The organism is Caballeronia sp. AZ10_KS36, from assembly GCF_023631105.1.
Classification (GTDB): Bacteria; Pseudomonadota; Gammaproteobacteria; order Burkholderiales; family Burkholderiaceae; genus Caballeronia.
Genome location: NZ_JALQDQ010000001.1, coordinates 369,922 through 385,387 on the forward strand (window position 1 = coordinate 369,922; position 15,466 = coordinate 385,387).

At 65.0% G+C, this 15,466-nt stretch carries 15 protein-coding genes; 8 read left to right on the forward strand and 7 right to left on the reverse strand.

The window, feature by feature from the left end; genetic code table 11:
* The first annotated feature begins 17 nt into the window (after nt 1–17).
* Nucleotides 18–800 carry an exodeoxyribonuclease III gene (locus NCR35_RS01735; RefSeq protein ID WP_250532784.1) on the forward strand — a complete coding sequence of 261 codons (783 nt, stop codon included), beginning with the start codon at nt 18–20 and terminating at the stop codon, nt 798–800.
* On the opposite strand, the gene NCR35_RS01740 is transcribed toward NCR35_RS01735, so the two are convergent.
* Genes NCR35_RS01740 through metX form a run of 4 tightly spaced genes read right to left on the reverse strand, consistent with a single transcriptional unit; the run spans nt 801 to nt 4,819 of the window.
* On the reverse strand, nt 801–1,739 hold the full coding sequence (locus tag NCR35_RS01740) for a M48 family metallopeptidase (protein WP_250532785.1): 939 nt from the start codon (nt 1,737–1,739) through the stop codon (nt 801–803).
* Nucleotides 1,736–3,022, reverse strand: a complete 1,287-nt coding sequence (locus tag NCR35_RS01745) for an AmpG family muropeptide MFS transporter (RefSeq protein ID WP_244847649.1) — start codon at nt 3,020–3,022, stop codon at nt 1,736–1,738. Before NCR35_RS01745 ends, NCR35_RS01740 begins: the two co-directional genes overlap by 4 nt.
* A 46-nt stretch (nt 3,023–3,068) precedes the next feature.
* Complete coding sequence (gene metW, locus NCR35_RS01750) at nt 3,069–3,677, reverse strand: methionine biosynthesis protein MetW (protein ID WP_244847650.1); 609 nt, start codon at nt 3,675–3,677, stop codon at nt 3,069–3,071.
* Nucleotides 3,674–4,819: a homoserine O-succinyltransferase MetX gene (gene metX, locus NCR35_RS01755; RefSeq protein WP_250532786.1), complete on the reverse strand. Its 1,146-nt coding sequence runs from the start codon at nt 4,817–4,819 to the stop codon at nt 3,674–3,676. Before metX ends, metW begins: the two co-directional genes overlap by 4 nt.
* Nucleotides 4,820–5,112: 293 nt before the next feature.
* Here metX and NCR35_RS01760 point away from each other — a divergent pair, with 293 nt between their 5' ends.
* Together NCR35_RS01760 and NCR35_RS01765 are read left to right on the forward strand one after the other, a co-directional pair.
* Nucleotides 5,113–5,394, forward strand: a complete 282-nt coding sequence (locus NCR35_RS01760) for a type II toxin-antitoxin system Phd/YefM family antitoxin (protein WP_175938940.1) — start codon at nt 5,113–5,115, stop codon at nt 5,392–5,394.
* Nucleotides 5,391–5,711 (forward strand): type II toxin-antitoxin system RelE/ParE family toxin, encoded by a 321-nt coding sequence (locus tag NCR35_RS01765; RefSeq protein ID WP_175938941.1) that lies wholly within the window; start codon nt 5,391–5,393, stop codon nt 5,709–5,711. The genes NCR35_RS01760 and NCR35_RS01765 overlap by 4 nt, the downstream gene beginning before the upstream one ends.
* Here the strand turns inward: NCR35_RS01765 and NCR35_RS01770 are convergent.
* Together NCR35_RS01770 and argB are read right to left on the reverse strand one after the other, a co-directional pair.
* Nucleotides 5,701–6,468, reverse strand: a complete 768-nt coding sequence (locus NCR35_RS01770; RefSeq protein ID WP_250532787.1) for a pyrimidine 5'-nucleotidase — start codon at nt 6,466–6,468, stop codon at nt 5,701–5,703. The two genes, NCR35_RS01765 and NCR35_RS01770, sit on opposite strands and share 11 nt — an antisense overlap.
* Before the next feature lie 55 nt (nt 6,469–6,523).
* Nucleotides 6,524–7,423 (reverse strand): acetylglutamate kinase, encoded by a 900-nt coding sequence (gene argB, locus NCR35_RS01775; protein ID WP_159837600.1) that lies wholly within the window; start codon nt 7,421–7,423, stop codon nt 6,524–6,526.
* Between the two features lie 153 nt (nt 7,424–7,576).
* On the opposite strand from argB, the gene NCR35_RS01780 reads away from it, so the two are divergent.
* The 5 genes from NCR35_RS01780 (at nt 7,577) to NCR35_RS01800 (ending at nt 13,551) form a co-directional block, all read left to right on the forward strand.
* Entirely contained in the window at nt 7,577–7,786 is a 210-nt protein-coding gene (locus NCR35_RS01780) for a cysteine-rich CWC family protein (protein ID WP_250532788.1), read from the forward strand.
* Nucleotides 7,787–7,916: 130 nt separating this feature from the next.
* A complete protein-coding gene (locus NCR35_RS01785; RefSeq protein WP_250532789.1) occupies nt 7,917–9,215 on the forward strand; it encodes an ATP-binding protein in 1,299 nt (432 codons plus the stop codon).
* A gap of 36 nt (nt 9,216–9,251) precedes the next feature.
* Nucleotides 9,252–9,794 (forward strand): response regulator transcription factor, encoded by a 543-nt coding sequence (locus tag NCR35_RS01790; RefSeq protein WP_159837606.1) that lies wholly within the window; start codon nt 9,252–9,254, stop codon nt 9,792–9,794.
* Between the two features lie 453 nt (nt 9,795–10,247).
* Nucleotides 10,248–11,807, forward strand: a complete 1,560-nt coding sequence (locus NCR35_RS01795; RefSeq protein WP_250532790.1) for a methyl-accepting chemotaxis protein — start codon at nt 10,248–10,250, stop codon at nt 11,805–11,807.
* A gap of 442 nt (nt 11,808–12,249) precedes the next feature.
* Nucleotides 12,250–13,551 carry a solute carrier family 23 protein gene (locus NCR35_RS01800; protein WP_175938951.1) on the forward strand — a complete coding sequence of 434 codons (1,302 nt, stop codon included), beginning with the start codon at nt 12,250–12,252 and terminating at the stop codon, nt 13,549–13,551.
* A gap of 31 nt (nt 13,552–13,582) precedes the next feature.
* Here the strand turns inward: NCR35_RS01800 and NCR35_RS01805 are convergent, their stop codons facing one another.
* The gene (locus NCR35_RS01805) at nt 13,583–15,250 is read right to left on the reverse strand and encodes a Na+/H+ antiporter (RefSeq protein WP_250532791.1); all 1,668 of its coding nucleotides are present in this window, start codon (nt 15,248–15,250) and stop codon (nt 13,583–13,585) included.
* Nucleotides 15,251–15,466: the final 216 nt, after the last annotated feature.

Genomic DNA, 15,466 nt, shown 5'->3' on the forward strand with positions numbered 1-15,466 from the left:
CAGAAGAAAGGAAGCGTATGTTTCGCGTGATCACCGCCAATCTGAACGGCATTCGTTCGGCTGCCAAGAAAGGCTTCTTCGACTGGTTCGGCGAGCAGGCAGCCGATGTGGTCTGCGTGCAGGAAATCAAGTGCTCGCAGGACGACCTGACGCCCGAGTTTCTCGCGCCGCACGGCTTTCAGGGCTACTTCCAGCACGCGGTCAAGAAGGGCTACAGCGGCGCGGGCGTCTATACGCGTCACGAGCCGGACGACGTGATCATCGGTTTCGGCAGCGAGGAGTTCGATCCCGAAGGGCGCTACGTGGAAGCGCGCTTCGGCAGGCTTTCGGTGGTGTCGGTGTATGTGCCGTCGGGATCGAGCGGCGATGAGCGTCAGCAGGCGAAGTACCGCTTCATGGACGAATTCATGCCGCATCTCGCCGAGCTTTCGAAAGAGCGCGAAGTCATTCTGTGCGGCGACGTGAACATCGTGCACAAGGAAATCGACATCAAGAACTGGAAGAGCAATCAGAAGAACTCCGGCTGCCTGCCGGAGGAACGCGCGTGGCTCACGAAGCTGTTCGATGAAGTCGGCTATGTCGACGTGTTCCGCACGCTCGACCAGCGGCCCGAGCAATACACGTGGTGGAGCAATCGCGGTCAGGCGTACGCGAAGAACGTCGGGTGGCGCATCGACTATCAGATCGCGACCAAAGAGGTTGCCGCGACCGCGAAGAGCACCTCGATCTTCCGCGACATCAAGTTCAGCGACCACGCGCCGCTGACGATCGACTACGACTGGAAGGTCGGCCGGAAGTGACTACCGCCCGCTCTTCTTGAACCGCCCCATGCCCGCGTAGTTCGGCAACGCATCGATACTCTTGCCGATGGCTTTCGCATAGAGCGGCATCATGTCGGGCATGCGTTTCTCCAGATCCTGCTTGCGGTCCGGCCCGTACGGATGCATCCAGACGAAACCATTGTCCTCGCGACGCGTGGCGGTATCGATCTTGTTCCACAGCGTGACGGCGGCGCGCGGATCGTAGCCCGCGCGAGAGGCAATCTCGCTGCCGATCACGTCGGCTTCGGTCTCGTCGGCGGGCGAATAGCGCATGGCGAGCAGTTGATCGCCGATGCCAAGCGGCGTCGAGCCGACATCCGCGAAGCCGAAGAGCTGCGGCATCGTTCCTGCGGTCAGTTGCTCGGCCTGCTGCCGGCCGAGCCGCTCGCGGGCGTGCTCGCGCAGCGCGTGGGCGATCTCGTGGCCCAACATCATGCCGATTTCGTTGTCGTTCAGGTGCAGCTTCTCGATCAAGCCGCTATACACGACGATCTTCCCACCCGGCAGACAGTACATGCGGGCCTCGTTCGACCGCACGACGTTGATTTCCCACTTCCAGTTTTTCGAGCGGTCGTTCCACTTGAGCGCGAACGGAATCTCATGATGCGCGATGTCGCGCACGCGCTTCACCAGCGCGTTGTCGTTCGTCAGCAGCCGCTTGTTGCGCTCGGCCTCGTGGATGATCGCAGCGTAGGCGTCGGCCGATTGCTGTTCGAGCGCCGCGGGCGGAATGAGATTGCGAAAGAGCGCGGTGTTGCCGAAGCGGATCTGGTTGTTCGGCGCGGTATAGGGCGCGGGAACGCGCTCTTCGTCCTGCGCATGGGCGCACGTCGATGCGAGCGAGGCGCAAGCGAGGGCGCAGACAAGCGTCCGCGCGAGCACGCGGCCCGCACGGTGAGTCGATATGCGCACCGTCATCGTTTTGGTCTCCAGGGCGCGATTATCGGCAACAGTAACATGCCCGGAATCGAGAGCGCGATGCAGACGAGGAAGTATTCGAACCAGCCCGTCCGCGCGACGATAAAGCCGCTCAGCGCGGACACGACCGTGCGCGGCACCGCCGCCAGGCTAGTGAAAAGCGCGAATTGCGTCGCGGTGTAGCGCGGGTCGGTGGTGCTCGCGATGTACGCGGTGAACGTGGCGAGCGTGAGCCCGGTGGCGAATGTCTCGAAGCCGTACAGCACCGCGAGCGCGACCGGCGACGGACCGATCTTCGCGAGCCACGCGAAGCCGAATGTCGCGACGATCTGCAAGACGCCGAAGATCCACAGCCCGCGCGCAATGCCGATCTTCACCAGAAACACGCCGCCGATGATGCCGCCCGCGAGGCTCGTCCAGAACGCGACCGTCTTCGCGATCACGCCGAGCTGCATTGTGGTGAAGCCGAGGTCGAGGAAGAACTTGGTGGCGAGCGCGGTCGCCATGGTGTCGCCGAGCTTGTAGAGAAAGATGAAGCCGAGCACGAGAAGCGCGGAGCGCCAGCCGTCGCGTGTGACGAATTCGTGGAACGGCTCGATGACCGCATCGCGCAGACTTTTCGGCGGCGTGCCGTGAACGGCCGGTTCCTTCACGACGAACGTGGTGACGATGCCCGGCAACATGAACAAGGCCGTCACGATGAAGACCGTCTTCCACGGCAGGAAGCCGGCGAGAATCAGCGCGAGCGATCCCGGCACGAGCCCCGCCACTTTGTACGCGTTCACGTGGACCGCGTTGCCGAGCCCCTGTTCGGTGTCCGCGAGCAGTTCGCGCCGGTAAGCGTCGATGGCGATATCCTGGCTCGCGCTGAACAATGCGAGCAGACCGGCGATGGCGGCCACCGTCCAGATGTCCTCACGCGGCGAAACGAAGCCGAATGCGCCGATGGCCAGCGTCACGAGCACTTGCGTGACCAGCATCCAGCCGCGCCGCCGCCCCGGCCGCCAGAACGGCAGGCGCGGCACGTAGCGGTCCATCAACGGCGCCCAGACGAATTTCCACGTATAAGGCAGCCCGAGCAGCGCGAACAGACCGATCTGCTTGACGTCGATGTGCTCTTTCGTGAGCCACGCCTGCAACAGACTCAGCAGCGTGAAAAGCGGCAATCCCGACGTGAAGCCGAGAAACACGCAAATCAGGATGCGCGCGTTGAGAAACGCGTGCCAGCGGGGATGTTCTTCGTGAGCAGTTAGAGCGGGCGCCTCGTGTGGCGTGTCGGGCATGTCGATGTTGGAAAAGCGTTGTCGATGCTTGATGCGCCGGGTCGCATCACCGGCGCTTCACGCGATAGACCGCAAGACTACCACGCCAGTTCGCGCCCCAACGGATGGACTGCCCACCGTGCAGCACCACGCGGTCCAGAATCTCGATGCCCACTTCCGGCGCGAGCGCCTCGAAGTCCTTTATGGTCAGCACGCGCACGTTCGGCGTGTTATGCCATTGATACGGCAGCGACTTCGACACCGGCATGCGCCCTTGAATGACCGAAAGCCGGTGCGGCCAATACCCGAAGTTCGGAAACGACACGATGCACTCCCGCCCCACGCGCACCGTCTCGCGCAGGATCGCGGCGGTCTGGTGAATGGTCTGCAGCGTCTGCGAGAGGATCGCGAAATCGAAGCTGTCGTCTTCGAAGAGGCGCAGGCCGTCTTCGAGATTCTGCTGGATCACGTTCACGCCCTTCTGCGCGCAGGCGAGCACGCCGGCGTCGTTGATCTCGATGCCGTAGCCGTTCACTTCCAGCTCTTCCGCGAGCAGCGAGAGCAGCGACCCGTCGCCGCAGCCGAGATCGAGCACGGTCGAGCGCGGTTCGACCCAGCGCGCGATCGCCCGGAAGTCCGAGCGCAGCGCGAGCGAATCAAGCGTGTTCTGGTTCATGCGCCGATCTCCGTGGCAATGCGTTCGTAGTAGGCGCGCATCAGGTTGTGATAGCGCGCGTCGTCGAGCAGGAAGGCGTCGTGGCCGTGCGGCGCGTCGATTTCGGCGTAACTCACGGTGCGCTTGTTGTCGAGCAGCGCCTTCACGATCTCGCGGGAACGCGCCGGCGCAAAACGCCAGTCCGTCGTGAAGCTCGCGATCAGATACTTCGCCTTCGTGCGGGCGAGCGCCTGCGTGAGGTCGCCGTCGTAGGCCTTGGCGGGATCGAAATAATCGAGCGCGCGCGTGATGAGCAGGTACGTGTTGGCGTCGAAGTATTCGGCGAACTTGTCCGCCTGATAGCGCAGATACGACTCCACCTCGAACTCCACGTCGAAGTTGAAGTTGTACGCGTCGAGCGCGCCTTCGGCACGCCGCAGCGCGCGGCCGAATTTCACGGCCATGTCGTCGTCCGAGAGATACGTGATATGGCCGATCATGCGCGCGACGCGCAGGCCCCGGCGCGGCTTCACGCCGTGCGCATAATAGTCGCCGCCGTGGAAGTCGGGATCGGAGAGAATCGCGGAGCGCGCGGTTTCGTTGAACGCGATGTTCTGCGCTGAGAGCTTCGGCGTCGACGCGATTACGATGCAATGCCCGAGCCGCTCCGGGTACATGAGGCTCCACGCGAGCGCCTGCATGCCGCCGAGACTGCCGCCCATCACGGCTGCGAATCGCTCGATGCCGAAGCGGTCCGCCACGCGCGCCTGCGCATGCACCCAGTCTTCCACCGTCACCACGGGAAAGCGCGCGCCGTACGGCTTGCCGGTCGCGCGGTCGATGCTCATCGGCCCGGTCGAGCCGAAGCACGAGCCGAAATTGTTCACGCCGATCACGAAGAAGCGATTGGTATCGAGCGGCTTGCCCGGTCCGACCATGTTGTCCCACCAGCCGACGTCCTTCGGATTGTCGGCGTACACGCCCGCGACGTGATGCGACGCGTTGAGCGCATGGCAGACGAGCACCGCGTTCGAGCGCGCGGCGTTGAGTTCACCGTACGTTTCGACGACGAGATCGTAGTCGCCGAGCGAGCTGCCGCTCTGAAGCACGAGCGGCTCGGAAAAACGCAGAGTTTGGGGAGTGACGATGCCGATGGATTCCATTCATTCCGCCTTTACTGGGCGGCTAAACGGTGTCGGCTGGGCGCTGAGAAGCGGAAGATAGGCGCGGCTGACGACCTCTTTAGCCGCATTTATAGTGAACCGGAGCAATGCCGATGCCCTGGTTCGCGCGCCCGCAATCGAGTCAGCAAATCGGCGCGTGTTCAATTCTGTCAAGCGGTGAAGTATAGCGGAAAACGTAATAAAGCCGCTAATCGTGACGGCGGTCGCCGGCTTGGGTGGCGCGTCGTTTTCTGTCTATATTGTCTAGGCATCGCGCCTTGCCGGGAATCGACATGAAACCGAGTCGCGTCAGACCGCTGAGTCATTTGAAGAGCCGCGCAGCCGAGATGATCCGCAACGTCGTGGAGAGCCGCGAGCCGATGCTCATTACGCAGAACGGGGAAGCGAAGGTCGTCGTGCAGGACGTTCAGTCCTACGAGGACCTGCATCAGACCGTCGCGCTGCTCAAGATTCTGGCGATGGGGCAAAAGTATATCGAGGCGGGACATTGCATCAGCGCGGGCGATTTTTTCGCCGAGATCGAGCGGCTCGACAAGGAAGAGGGCCTCAAATGAAGACCGTCTTTCTCGATCCCGTTCGACAAGACCTACAGGACTTCCGGCGTTACGTGATCAACAAGTTCGGCGGCACCGCATGGAAAGCGACGCGCGACAAGATAGCGGATGCCGTCGCGGACATCGAGGCTTCGCCGCGCAAGGGCGCGACGCCGCCGGAACTCGTCGACTTTCGCATGACGGGGTATTACGAAGTCGTTAGCGGGACGAACCGAATCATCTACAAGGTCGACGACGATACGATCTACGTGCATCTCGTCGTCGATATGCGTTCGGACCTCGAAGATATTCTCGCGCGGCGTCTCTTCAGGATCTAGCCGCCGGGCGACTGAGCGCGCCGCCGCGCAGGCCGAGCGTCAGCGCGCGCAACGACCGCACGGTGCGATCCACGTAATGCGGCCTGCCCGCGCCCGGCAAGCGCGCCGACACCGCGCCCGCCGACGTGCGCGCGGCCGGCAGATGCCCGACGATCCACACGGTCCGGATGCCGAGCCGCCGATAGCTCTTCAGATGCCCGCGCGTGTCTTCGACGAGGATCGCATCGGCGAGACGCACGCGCGCGCGCCGCATCGCACGGCGAAGCATCGGCGCGTCCGGCTTCGAGCGCCAGCGGTCGCCTTCGCGCATGTCTTCGATGGCGATCACGCGCTCGAATAGCCGCTCGATGCCGAGTTCCGCGAGCACGGCCCGCGCATAGACGGACGGCGCGTTGGTCAGCACGATCTTGCGGCCCGGCAGCGCACGCAGCATGCGGCCGATGCCGCGCTCGGCGCGCAGCATCGACGGAAGATCGGCGAACGTGTGGACGACGTGCAGAAAGTCGGCCGGATCGACGCCGTGATGCTTCACGAGCCCGACGAGCGTCGCGCCGTATCGCACCGTATAGCCGACGCGCAGCCGGTTCGCCTCGTCCACATCGACGCCGAGCCGGTCCATGATGTACTGCGTCATCGCGCGATTGATGGCCGGGAAAATCTGATGCGACGCGTGATGCAGCGTGTTGTCGAGATCGAAGAGCCAGACCGGGACGCGCGGCTCGACGCGGCGGCGGCGGGAAGTAGGTTGCGAATTCATTGCGCGAAAAGAAACGCCCGCGCGGAGGCGGGCGTCGTCATGAAATGAGCGGGGCTCAATGCGAGCGGATCATCGTGCCGAACGGCTGTTCGGTCAGGATTTCGAGCAGCACCGAATGCTCGATGCGCCCGTCAATGATATGCACCGAGCGCACGCCGCTCTTCGCGGCATCCAGCGCCGACGAGATTTTCGGCAGCATGCCGCCCGAGATGGTGCCGTCGGCGAAAAGGGCGTCGATCTCGCGCGCCGAAAGGTCCGTGAGCAGATTGCCTTCCTTGTCCATCACGCCGGGAATGTTGGTCATCATGACGAGCTTTTCGGCGTTCAGCACGACCGCCAGCTTGCCCGCGACCAGATCCGCGTTGATGTTGTACGAGAGGCCGTCCTCGCCGAAGCCGATGGGCGAAATGACGGGAATGAACGCGTCGTCCTGAAGCGCCTTCACGACAGCCGGATTGATGGCTTCGACTTCGCCCACTTGACCGATATCGATGAACTGCCCCGGATTGTCGCGGTCCGGCATCATCAGCTTGCGCGCGTGGATGAGGCCGCCGTCCTTGCCGGTGAGACCGACCGCGTGGCCGCCGAAGTGATTGATGAGCGTGACGATGTCCTGCTGCACTTCGCCGCCGAGCACCCATTCGACGACTTCCATCGTCTCTTCGTCGGTGACGCGCATGCCTTGGATGAACGTGCCCTGCTTGCCGATTTTCTTCAGCGCCTGGTCGATCTGCGGGCCGCCGCCGTGGACGATCACCGGGTTGATGCCGACGAGTTTCAGCAGAATCACGTCGCGCGCGAAGCCTTGCTTCAGGCGCTCTTCGGTCATGGCATTGCCGCCGTATTTGATCACGACCGTTTTGCCGTGATATTGACGGATATAGGGCAGCGCCTCGGCCAGGATTTCAGCTTTCAGGGTGGGCGCGATCTGCGTGAGGTCGGGAAGGTCGGACATGGCGGCAGTCGAGGCGAAGAGCGTTAAACAGGCGGAATTGTACAGGACCGATGCGGGGCGATATGACGTTTTGCCGCGACGCCGCCCGCGTTTTCCGGCACGGCCGGCAACGTGCGATCATCGTTCATATTTCGCTGTCACGCACGCGTCATCATGACGAAGCCACCGCTTATACCGCCCGCGCCGCGCGCCGTCTGCACCCGCTGCGGCGCGACGTTCCGATGCGGCTCGCTTTCGGGCGATGCCGTCTGCTGGTGCGCGTCGCTGCCCGCGTTGCCGGCCGAGCGCCTGCGCGCGGGCGAAGCGTGTCTGTGCCGGGCGTGCCTGCTCGCGGAAATAGAAAAGGCCGGCATTTCGGGTTAGCAGAGCACATGCCGCGCGGGGTGCGACAAATCGCGCCATCGGCGGTTCGGCGGCGCGCGCAAGCGGGATAATGCCGCATGAACCACGACTTGCCGGCGCGCTGTTGCTGCCGGCGCGCACTCGAAGGCACATGCATCGCATAACCAATACCGGTCGCGTCAACCTCGGCCATCTGTTCTGGCTCCGTTCGCTCGCGATCATCGGCCAGTTGACGACCATCGCCGTCGTGCAGATTTGGCTCGGCGCGAATCTGCCGCTGCCGGCCATGCTGCTCGTGATCGCGCTGGAGATGGTCTTCAACGGGCTGACGTGGCTGCGCGTCGCGCGGGCGCGGCCCGAGACGAATCTCGAACTCTTCGGGCAGATGTGCGTCGATCTCGGCGCGCTGTCGGCCCTGCTCTTCTTGTCGGGCGGCGCGACCAATCCGTTCGTCACGCTGTATCTGCCGTCGCTTGCCATTGCCGCCGCCATTCTCCCGTGGCACATGATGGCGTGTCTCGCGCTCTTCGCCGTCGCGTGTTACGCGCTTCTCAGCTACAACTACGTGCCGCTCAATATCGAGAATCCGGCGAATCTTTTCGATTATTTCCGCCTCGGCCTGTGGGTCAACTTCATGGTGAGCGTCGGCTTGATCGGCTGGTTCGTCGCGCGCATGTCGCGGGCCCTGCGCCTGCGCGATGCCGCGCTCGCCGACGCGCAGCAGCGTCATCTGCGCGATGAACGCGCGGTCGCGCTCGGCGTGCAGGCGGCGACCGTCGCGCATGAAATGGGCACGCCGCTGTCCACCATTGCCATGCTCTCCGAAGAATTGCGCGATGCCGCCGCGCACGACCGCAACCTCGCGCCGTACGCGGACGACTTCGAACTGCTCGAACAGCAGATGGCGCTCTGCACGTCGGCGCTCGCGCGGCTGCGCAGCCGGGCGAGCGGGCCGTCCAACCGGCAGCCGCTCGACGAATGGCTCGCGAGTTTCATCGAGCAATGGCGGCTGCGGCATCCGCAAGTGAAGTTCGAGCAAGTCGGCGAAGCGCCGGCGACCGCGTCAATCGACGACGCGGTCGCCGTCGGCCAGATTCTCACGATCCTGCTCGACAACGCCGCGCGCGCGAGCAGCGAGTTCGTGACGCTCCAAGCCGTGGCGGAAACGGAAGTGGGCGCGCTGTACGTGCGCTTCGAAGTGTGCGATCGCGGCCCGGGCATTCCGCCCGCGCTGCGCGCGTCGCTCGGCGCGGGTCCTGTCGACAGCACGCAGGGCGGCCACGGCGTCGGCTTATATCTGGCGTTCGCGGCGGCGGCGCGGCTCAACGGTTCCATCGAACTGTTGGAGGCCGAGCCGCACGGCACGCGTGCCGTGCTCAGGGTGCCGAACCGGGGCGCGGCGGCGGCGCCGGTCGCGACGGCGCGAACGGCATCAAGCGGCGCGGCGTGAACGCGCTCGGCCAAGAGATACAAGGAGAAATGAACCATGAGCGATAACAACTTCCTGATCATCGACGACGACGAAGTCTTCTCGGGCATTCTGGCCCGCGGGCTGGCGCGTCGCGGCTACACGGCGCATCAGGCGCACAACGCGGACGAAGCCGTGAAGCTCGCGAACCAGCACAAGTTCGGTCAGATCACGGTGGACTTGCATCTTGGCAACGATTCCGGGCTGCGCCTCGTCGCCCCGTTGCGCGACCTGCAACCGGATGCGCGCATTCTCGTGCTGACCGGCTACGCGAGCATCGCGACGGCCGTGCAAGCGGTGAAAGACGGCGCGGACAACTATCTGGCGAAGCCGGCGAACGTCGAATCGATTCTGCTGGCGCTTCAGGAAGAGGCGAGCGAGCAGACGGCCGAGGAAGCGATCGAGCACCCGACGCTGCTTTCGGTGGCGCGGCTGGAGTGGGAGCATATCCAGCGGGCGCTGGCGGAGAACAACGGCAATATCTCGGCGACGGCGCGCGCGCTCAACATGCACCGGCGCACGTTGCAGCGCAAGCTGGCCAAGAAGCCGGTGCGCCAGTAAGCGACCGCTGCCACGCAAGAGAACGGCGAACCAAAAAAGAACCGCCCAAGCCGGGGAACGAGGGCGGTAATCGGAGAGTTGCAACGACTTCGTGCATATACATGGGGATATGCACGAACGCAGCATACGTGGCGGCATCCCGCCCTTATATACGATAAATCCGAAAAGTAGGAAGTCTCCTAATCGCCTGCTTGTTAGCAACAAGAGAGGCGTCTTCCATGCCGCCATGCGCGGCGACGTTTCCGTCATATAGCCGGTATACCGCACTCAAGAACGCGTCGCGAACGCCGTAAAGCCTGCTTGTGCGTGACATGTATTGCGCAACGCCGGCATTGCACCGGCGAAAAGCGCTGTCCGCGGGCGTCGTCTGCGGGGCGCGGAAGGGAGCCGGCCACCGAATGCGAGCGCGTCCGCTGCGTTCGACGTGTCCGCTCGCGACATACGGAGACATCGATGAAAGGGTTTGACCGCCTGTCGGTCCTGAGCAAGCTGTTGTTGTCGTTCGCGGTCGTGATTCTGTTCACGGCGTGCGTGGGCGGAACGGGTGTGGTGTCGCTTGCCAAGATGCATAGCCTCGTCGAGGAGATCGGCGACCGTCACATGGACGGCCTCTACTGGGCCGAGGAAATCAACAAGCACAAGGTCAACACGGACCTCGACGCCGCCAACCTCACCTTCGCCGACGACGCCGGCAAGCAGAAGCTCAAACACGATATGGGCGAATCGCTCGCCGCAATGCATCGCGCGTTCGAGCGCATGCGCCCGACGCTCTCCACGCCGCAAGGCTCGGCGCTCTACGACGCCGCGAGCCAGTCGGTCGGCGCGTGGGAAGAGATCGTGCAGATGCAGATGGGCGTGAAGCCCATGCCCGTCGACGTCGATCAGATGGGACTGATTGCACGCGCGATTGCGGCGAGCGAAAAGGCGCGCGACGTGCTGGAGCGGCTCGTCGAGTACAAGCGTGCGCGTGCGACGGCGGCGCGCGCGAGCGCGGCCGCGGAGTACGAGACCATGCGCGTCGTGCTGCTTGCGCTCGTTCTGGGTGCGATGGCGGCGGGCGCGGTGCTCGCGGTGGTGATCGGCCGGCGTCTTGCCGCGCAGCTCGGCGGCGAGCCGGCGTATGCGGCGCAGATCGCCAATCGCATCGCGCAGGGCGATCTGACGGCGCGCGTCGAGACGCGTCCCGGCGACGAAAGCAGCATGCTGCACAGCCTCGGCAACATGAGCAGCAAGCTCTCGGAAATCGTCGGCGGCATTCGTCACGCGAGCGAGTCGATTCTGTTCGCATCGCGCGAGATCGCGCAGGGCAACACCGACCTCTCGCAGCGCACCGAGGAACAGGCGGCGTCGCTGGAAGAAACCGCGTCGAGCATGGAGCAGCTCACCGCGACCGTGCGCCAGAACGCGACCAATGCCGACGAAGCCACCACGCTCGCGCGCGGCGCGTCGGACGTGTCGGCGCGCGGCAGCGAACTGGTCGGCGAAGTGGTCGACAACATGCGCGAACTGGCGGCGGGCAGCAAGCGCATGACGGACATCATCGCGGTGATCGAAGGCATCGCTTTCCAGACGAACATTCTCGCGTTGAACGCAGCCGTCGAAGCGGCGCGGGCGGGCGAGGAAGGGCGCGGTTTCGCGGTCGTGGCGGGCGAAGTGCGCTCGCTCGCGCAGCGCAGCGCGATGTCGGCGAAGGAGATCAAGGAACTGATCGAAGCGTCGACGGCGCGCGTGGACAGCGGCGCGGCGATCGCCGAGCGCGCCGGCGCGACGATGGCGGAAGTCACGGAAGCCGTGCAGCGCGTGACGGGCATCATGGCGCAGATTTCGGCGGCGTCGCACGAGCAGAGCGCGGGCATCGAGCAGGTGAATCGCGCGGTCGCGCAGATGGATCAGGTGACGCAGCAGAATGCGGCGCTCGTCGAGCAGGCCGCGGCGGCGGCCGGCGCAATGGCGGATCAGGCCGAGCAGTTGAAGGGCGCGGTGGCGGTGTTCGAGCTGGAAGGGCGCGCGTAAGAAGACGGCGGCGGGCGCACCGACGGCCCGCGGGCCGGTCCTGGTTCGCGCGTCGTCGCATCACGGGAACGCCGCTTGAAGCAGCGTTCGCAGATCCCGCACGCAACGTCGCCTGTAGGCGCGCGGAAAGATCCGCATTCGCCCACAGGCTGATGCCGGTGCGCGCGTCGTCGCATTGAGCGAACGCCGCTTGAAACGGCGTTCGAAGGCCGCTGCCGGCGCGCAAATGCCGGTCGGAATAACATCCGGCGACCACGCCCGCAACACCACGCGACAACGCCACGCAAGCCCAACCTCCGCGAAACCGCGCCCAACATCGCATAAGCAACACCGATTTTCGGCTCGCTTGCCTCGGTCCAGCCCACTCCGTACACTCGCGCCTGTCCGAAGAATCAAGCGCGCCGCGTGGCCGGCGCATCATCGCCGAGAAGGAGAGCTGCCCATGTCCGATTCCTATTTCCCGCGCTGGCCCGAGCAGCCGAATGCCGAAGGCGGGCGCGTCGTCGGGCCTGACGAGCGCCTGCCCTGGCCGCAAATGATCGCGATGGGCATTCAGCACGTCGTCGCGATGTTCGGCTCCACCGTGCTCGCGCCGCTCCTCATGGGCTTCGATCCGAATCTCTGCATCTTCATGTCGGGCATCGGCACGCTGCTGTTCTTCGTGCTCGTCGGCGGACGCGTGCCGAGCTATCTCGGCTCCAGCTTCGCGTTCATCGGGCTCGTGATCGCGGTCACGGGCTACAGCGGGCACGGCGCTAACCCAAACATTCCGGTCGCGCTCGGCGGCATCATCGCGTGCGGCGTGGCGTATGCGGTGATCGGCGCGATCGTCGCGGCAGTCGGCACGCGCTGGATCGAGGCGCTGATGCCGCCCGTCGTCACCGGCTCGATCGTCTGCGTGATCGGGCTGAATCTCGCGCCTATCGCCGTGAAAGGCGTGAGCGGCAGCAACTTCGATTCGTGGATGGCGCTCGTCACCGTGCTGTGCGTCGGCGGCGTCGCGGTCTTTGCGCGCGGCATGGCGCAGCGCCTGTTGATTCTGATCGGCCTCGCGATTGCGTACATCATCTACGCGGTGCTGACCAACGGCATGGGCATGGGCAAGCCGATCGACTTCGGCATCGTCTCGAACGCCGCGTGGTTCGGCCTGCCGCACTTCACCGCGCCGGTCTTCCAGCCGCAGGCCATGACGCTGCTCGCGCCCATCGCGATCATTCTCGTCGCGGAAAATCTCGGCCACATCAAGGCGGTCGGCGCGATGACCGGACGCAGCCTCGACAAGTACATCGGCCGCGCGTTCATCGGCGACGGGCTCGCCACCATCGTCTCGGGCTTTGCCGGCGGCACGGGCGTGACGACCTACGCGGAAAACATCGGCGTGATGGCGGTCACCAAGATCTACTCGACGCTCGTGTTCGTGATCGCGGCGCTGTTCGCCATCGTGCTCGGCTTCTCGCCGAAGTTCGGCGCGCTGATCCAGACGATTCCCGGCCCGGTGCTCGGAGGCGTGTCGATCGTCGTGTTCGGGCTCATCGCGGTGACGGGCGCGCGCATCTGGGTCGTCAACAAGGTGGACTTTTCGGATAACCGCAATCTGATCGTCGCGGCGGTGACGCTCGTGCTCGGCGCAGGCGATTTCACGCTGAAGCTCGGCGGGTTCGCGCTCGGCGGCATCGGCACGGCGACGTTCGGCGCGATCATTTTCTATGCGATTCTGCGGCGGCGCGGGGCGGGTGTGGTTTGATGTTTGCTGGGGTGCGGCCACGCCGCCCCCTTCACGCCGTCATCCCCCGCTTACGATTCACAATCGCCGTCTCCGAAAGGTCGATCTCCCGCATCAGCTTGTTCAGCGTCTCATCGTTGATGGCCTGATCCGTTCTCAGCCGCAGCAGTTCCGCGCGCTCCGCCCGCAGCGCCGCCATTCTGAGCCGCGTTTCCACGATCTCACTTCGTCTCGCCGCCACGCGCGGCGCTTCTTCGTCGCCGAGCGATTCCAGCCGTAGCCGATACGTGTCCATCACGCGCGCCGTCGAATCCGCGCAGCGGGCGGACGCCGTCTCGTCCATGTCGTCGGTGAGCAGCGCGTGCGTTTCGTCGATGGCGCGGATCGCCGCCTGCGCTGCGCGCTGACGCGCCAGCCGCTCCTCGGCCGCATGCGGATTGCGCTCGCGCTTCGCGCCGCGCAGCACCACCGGCAAGCCGACGACCGCAATCAAGAGCGACGCGAGAATCACCGCCGACGCGATGAAAATCGCCAGATCGCGCCCCGCGAGCGCCGCGCCGTTATCGAGCGTGACCGGCAGCGAAAGCACGCCCGCGAGCGTCACCGCGCCGCGCACGCCGCCGATCGTCGTCAGCGCGAGCGTCCGCAAGCCGGGCGCGGCGCTTTCGATGCCGACCTTCGCCGCGCTGCGGCTCGCGACCCAGCGCAGGCAATACACCCACGCGAAGCGCAGCGCATAGAGCGCGAGCACCGTCGCGATCACATAGCCGATCAGAAGGCCGACTTGCGCGTTGCCGTCCTGATGCGCCTCGATCAACGCGCGCCCGATGATGTGCGGCAACTGCAAGCCGAGCAGAATGAACACCATGCCGTTGAACACGAACTCGATCATCGTCCACGTGCTCGTCATGCGCACGCGCACGGCGCTCGGAATGGTCGCGCGCAGGCTCTGGATGTTCATCATCATTCCGGCGGAAACGGCCGCGAGGATGCCCGAGCAGCCCGCGCGCTCCGAGATCACATAGGCGGCGAACGGAATCAGCACGGTGAGGATGACGCCCGCGGCGGGGTCGTCGTCTTCGGAAAACTTGAGCACGCGCGCCGGAATCTCGGTCACGATCCAGCTGATCGCCGCGCCGATCGCGAGCCCGCCCACCGAGATCACGACGAAGCTGATGGCCGCCTCGTGCAGCGAAAACACGCCGGTCAGCGCGGCCGCGATCGCGAACTTCAGCGCGACGAGACCCGAGGCGTCGTTCATCAACGCTTCGCCTTCCAGAATATGCATGAGGTTCGCCGGAATGCGGTTGCGCCCGGCGATGCCCGTGAGCGCGACGGCATCGGTCGGCGACAGCACGGCCGCGAGCGCGAAGGCGACGGGAAGCGGCATCGCGGGAATCATCCAGTGCAGGAAGTAGCCGAGCGCGCCCACGGTGATGAACACGAGCCCGAGCGCCAGCATGAGAACGGCGCGGCGCGCGAGATACAGCTCGCGTTTCGGAATGCGCCAGCCGTCCGCGAACAGCAGCGGCGGGATGAACAGCAGCATGAACAGTTCGGGATCGAACGTGACGTGCAGCCGGAAGCCGGGCCACGCGAGCATCGCGCCGATGGCGATCTGAATGAGCGGCAGCGGCAGCTTGACCGGCAGCAGGCTGAGACCGACGCCGGATAGCGCCACGATCATCAGCAGGATGAGAACGGTGAAGACGATTTCCATGCCGGATACGGACGCGCGGGCGTCCGTTTATTTTCGAGACGACGCGAGAGTGTAGCCCGACGCTTCGTCCACGGCATGTCTGCGCGACGCACTTGCGCGGTGCGCGTGCATGCGTGCGCCGCCCGCTCGCGGTGCACGAAGCCTGCGAACGCCCGACAAACACGGCGGCTTCCCGCGCATGGACCTTGCTTTATCGACTGCCACGGGACGCGAGAC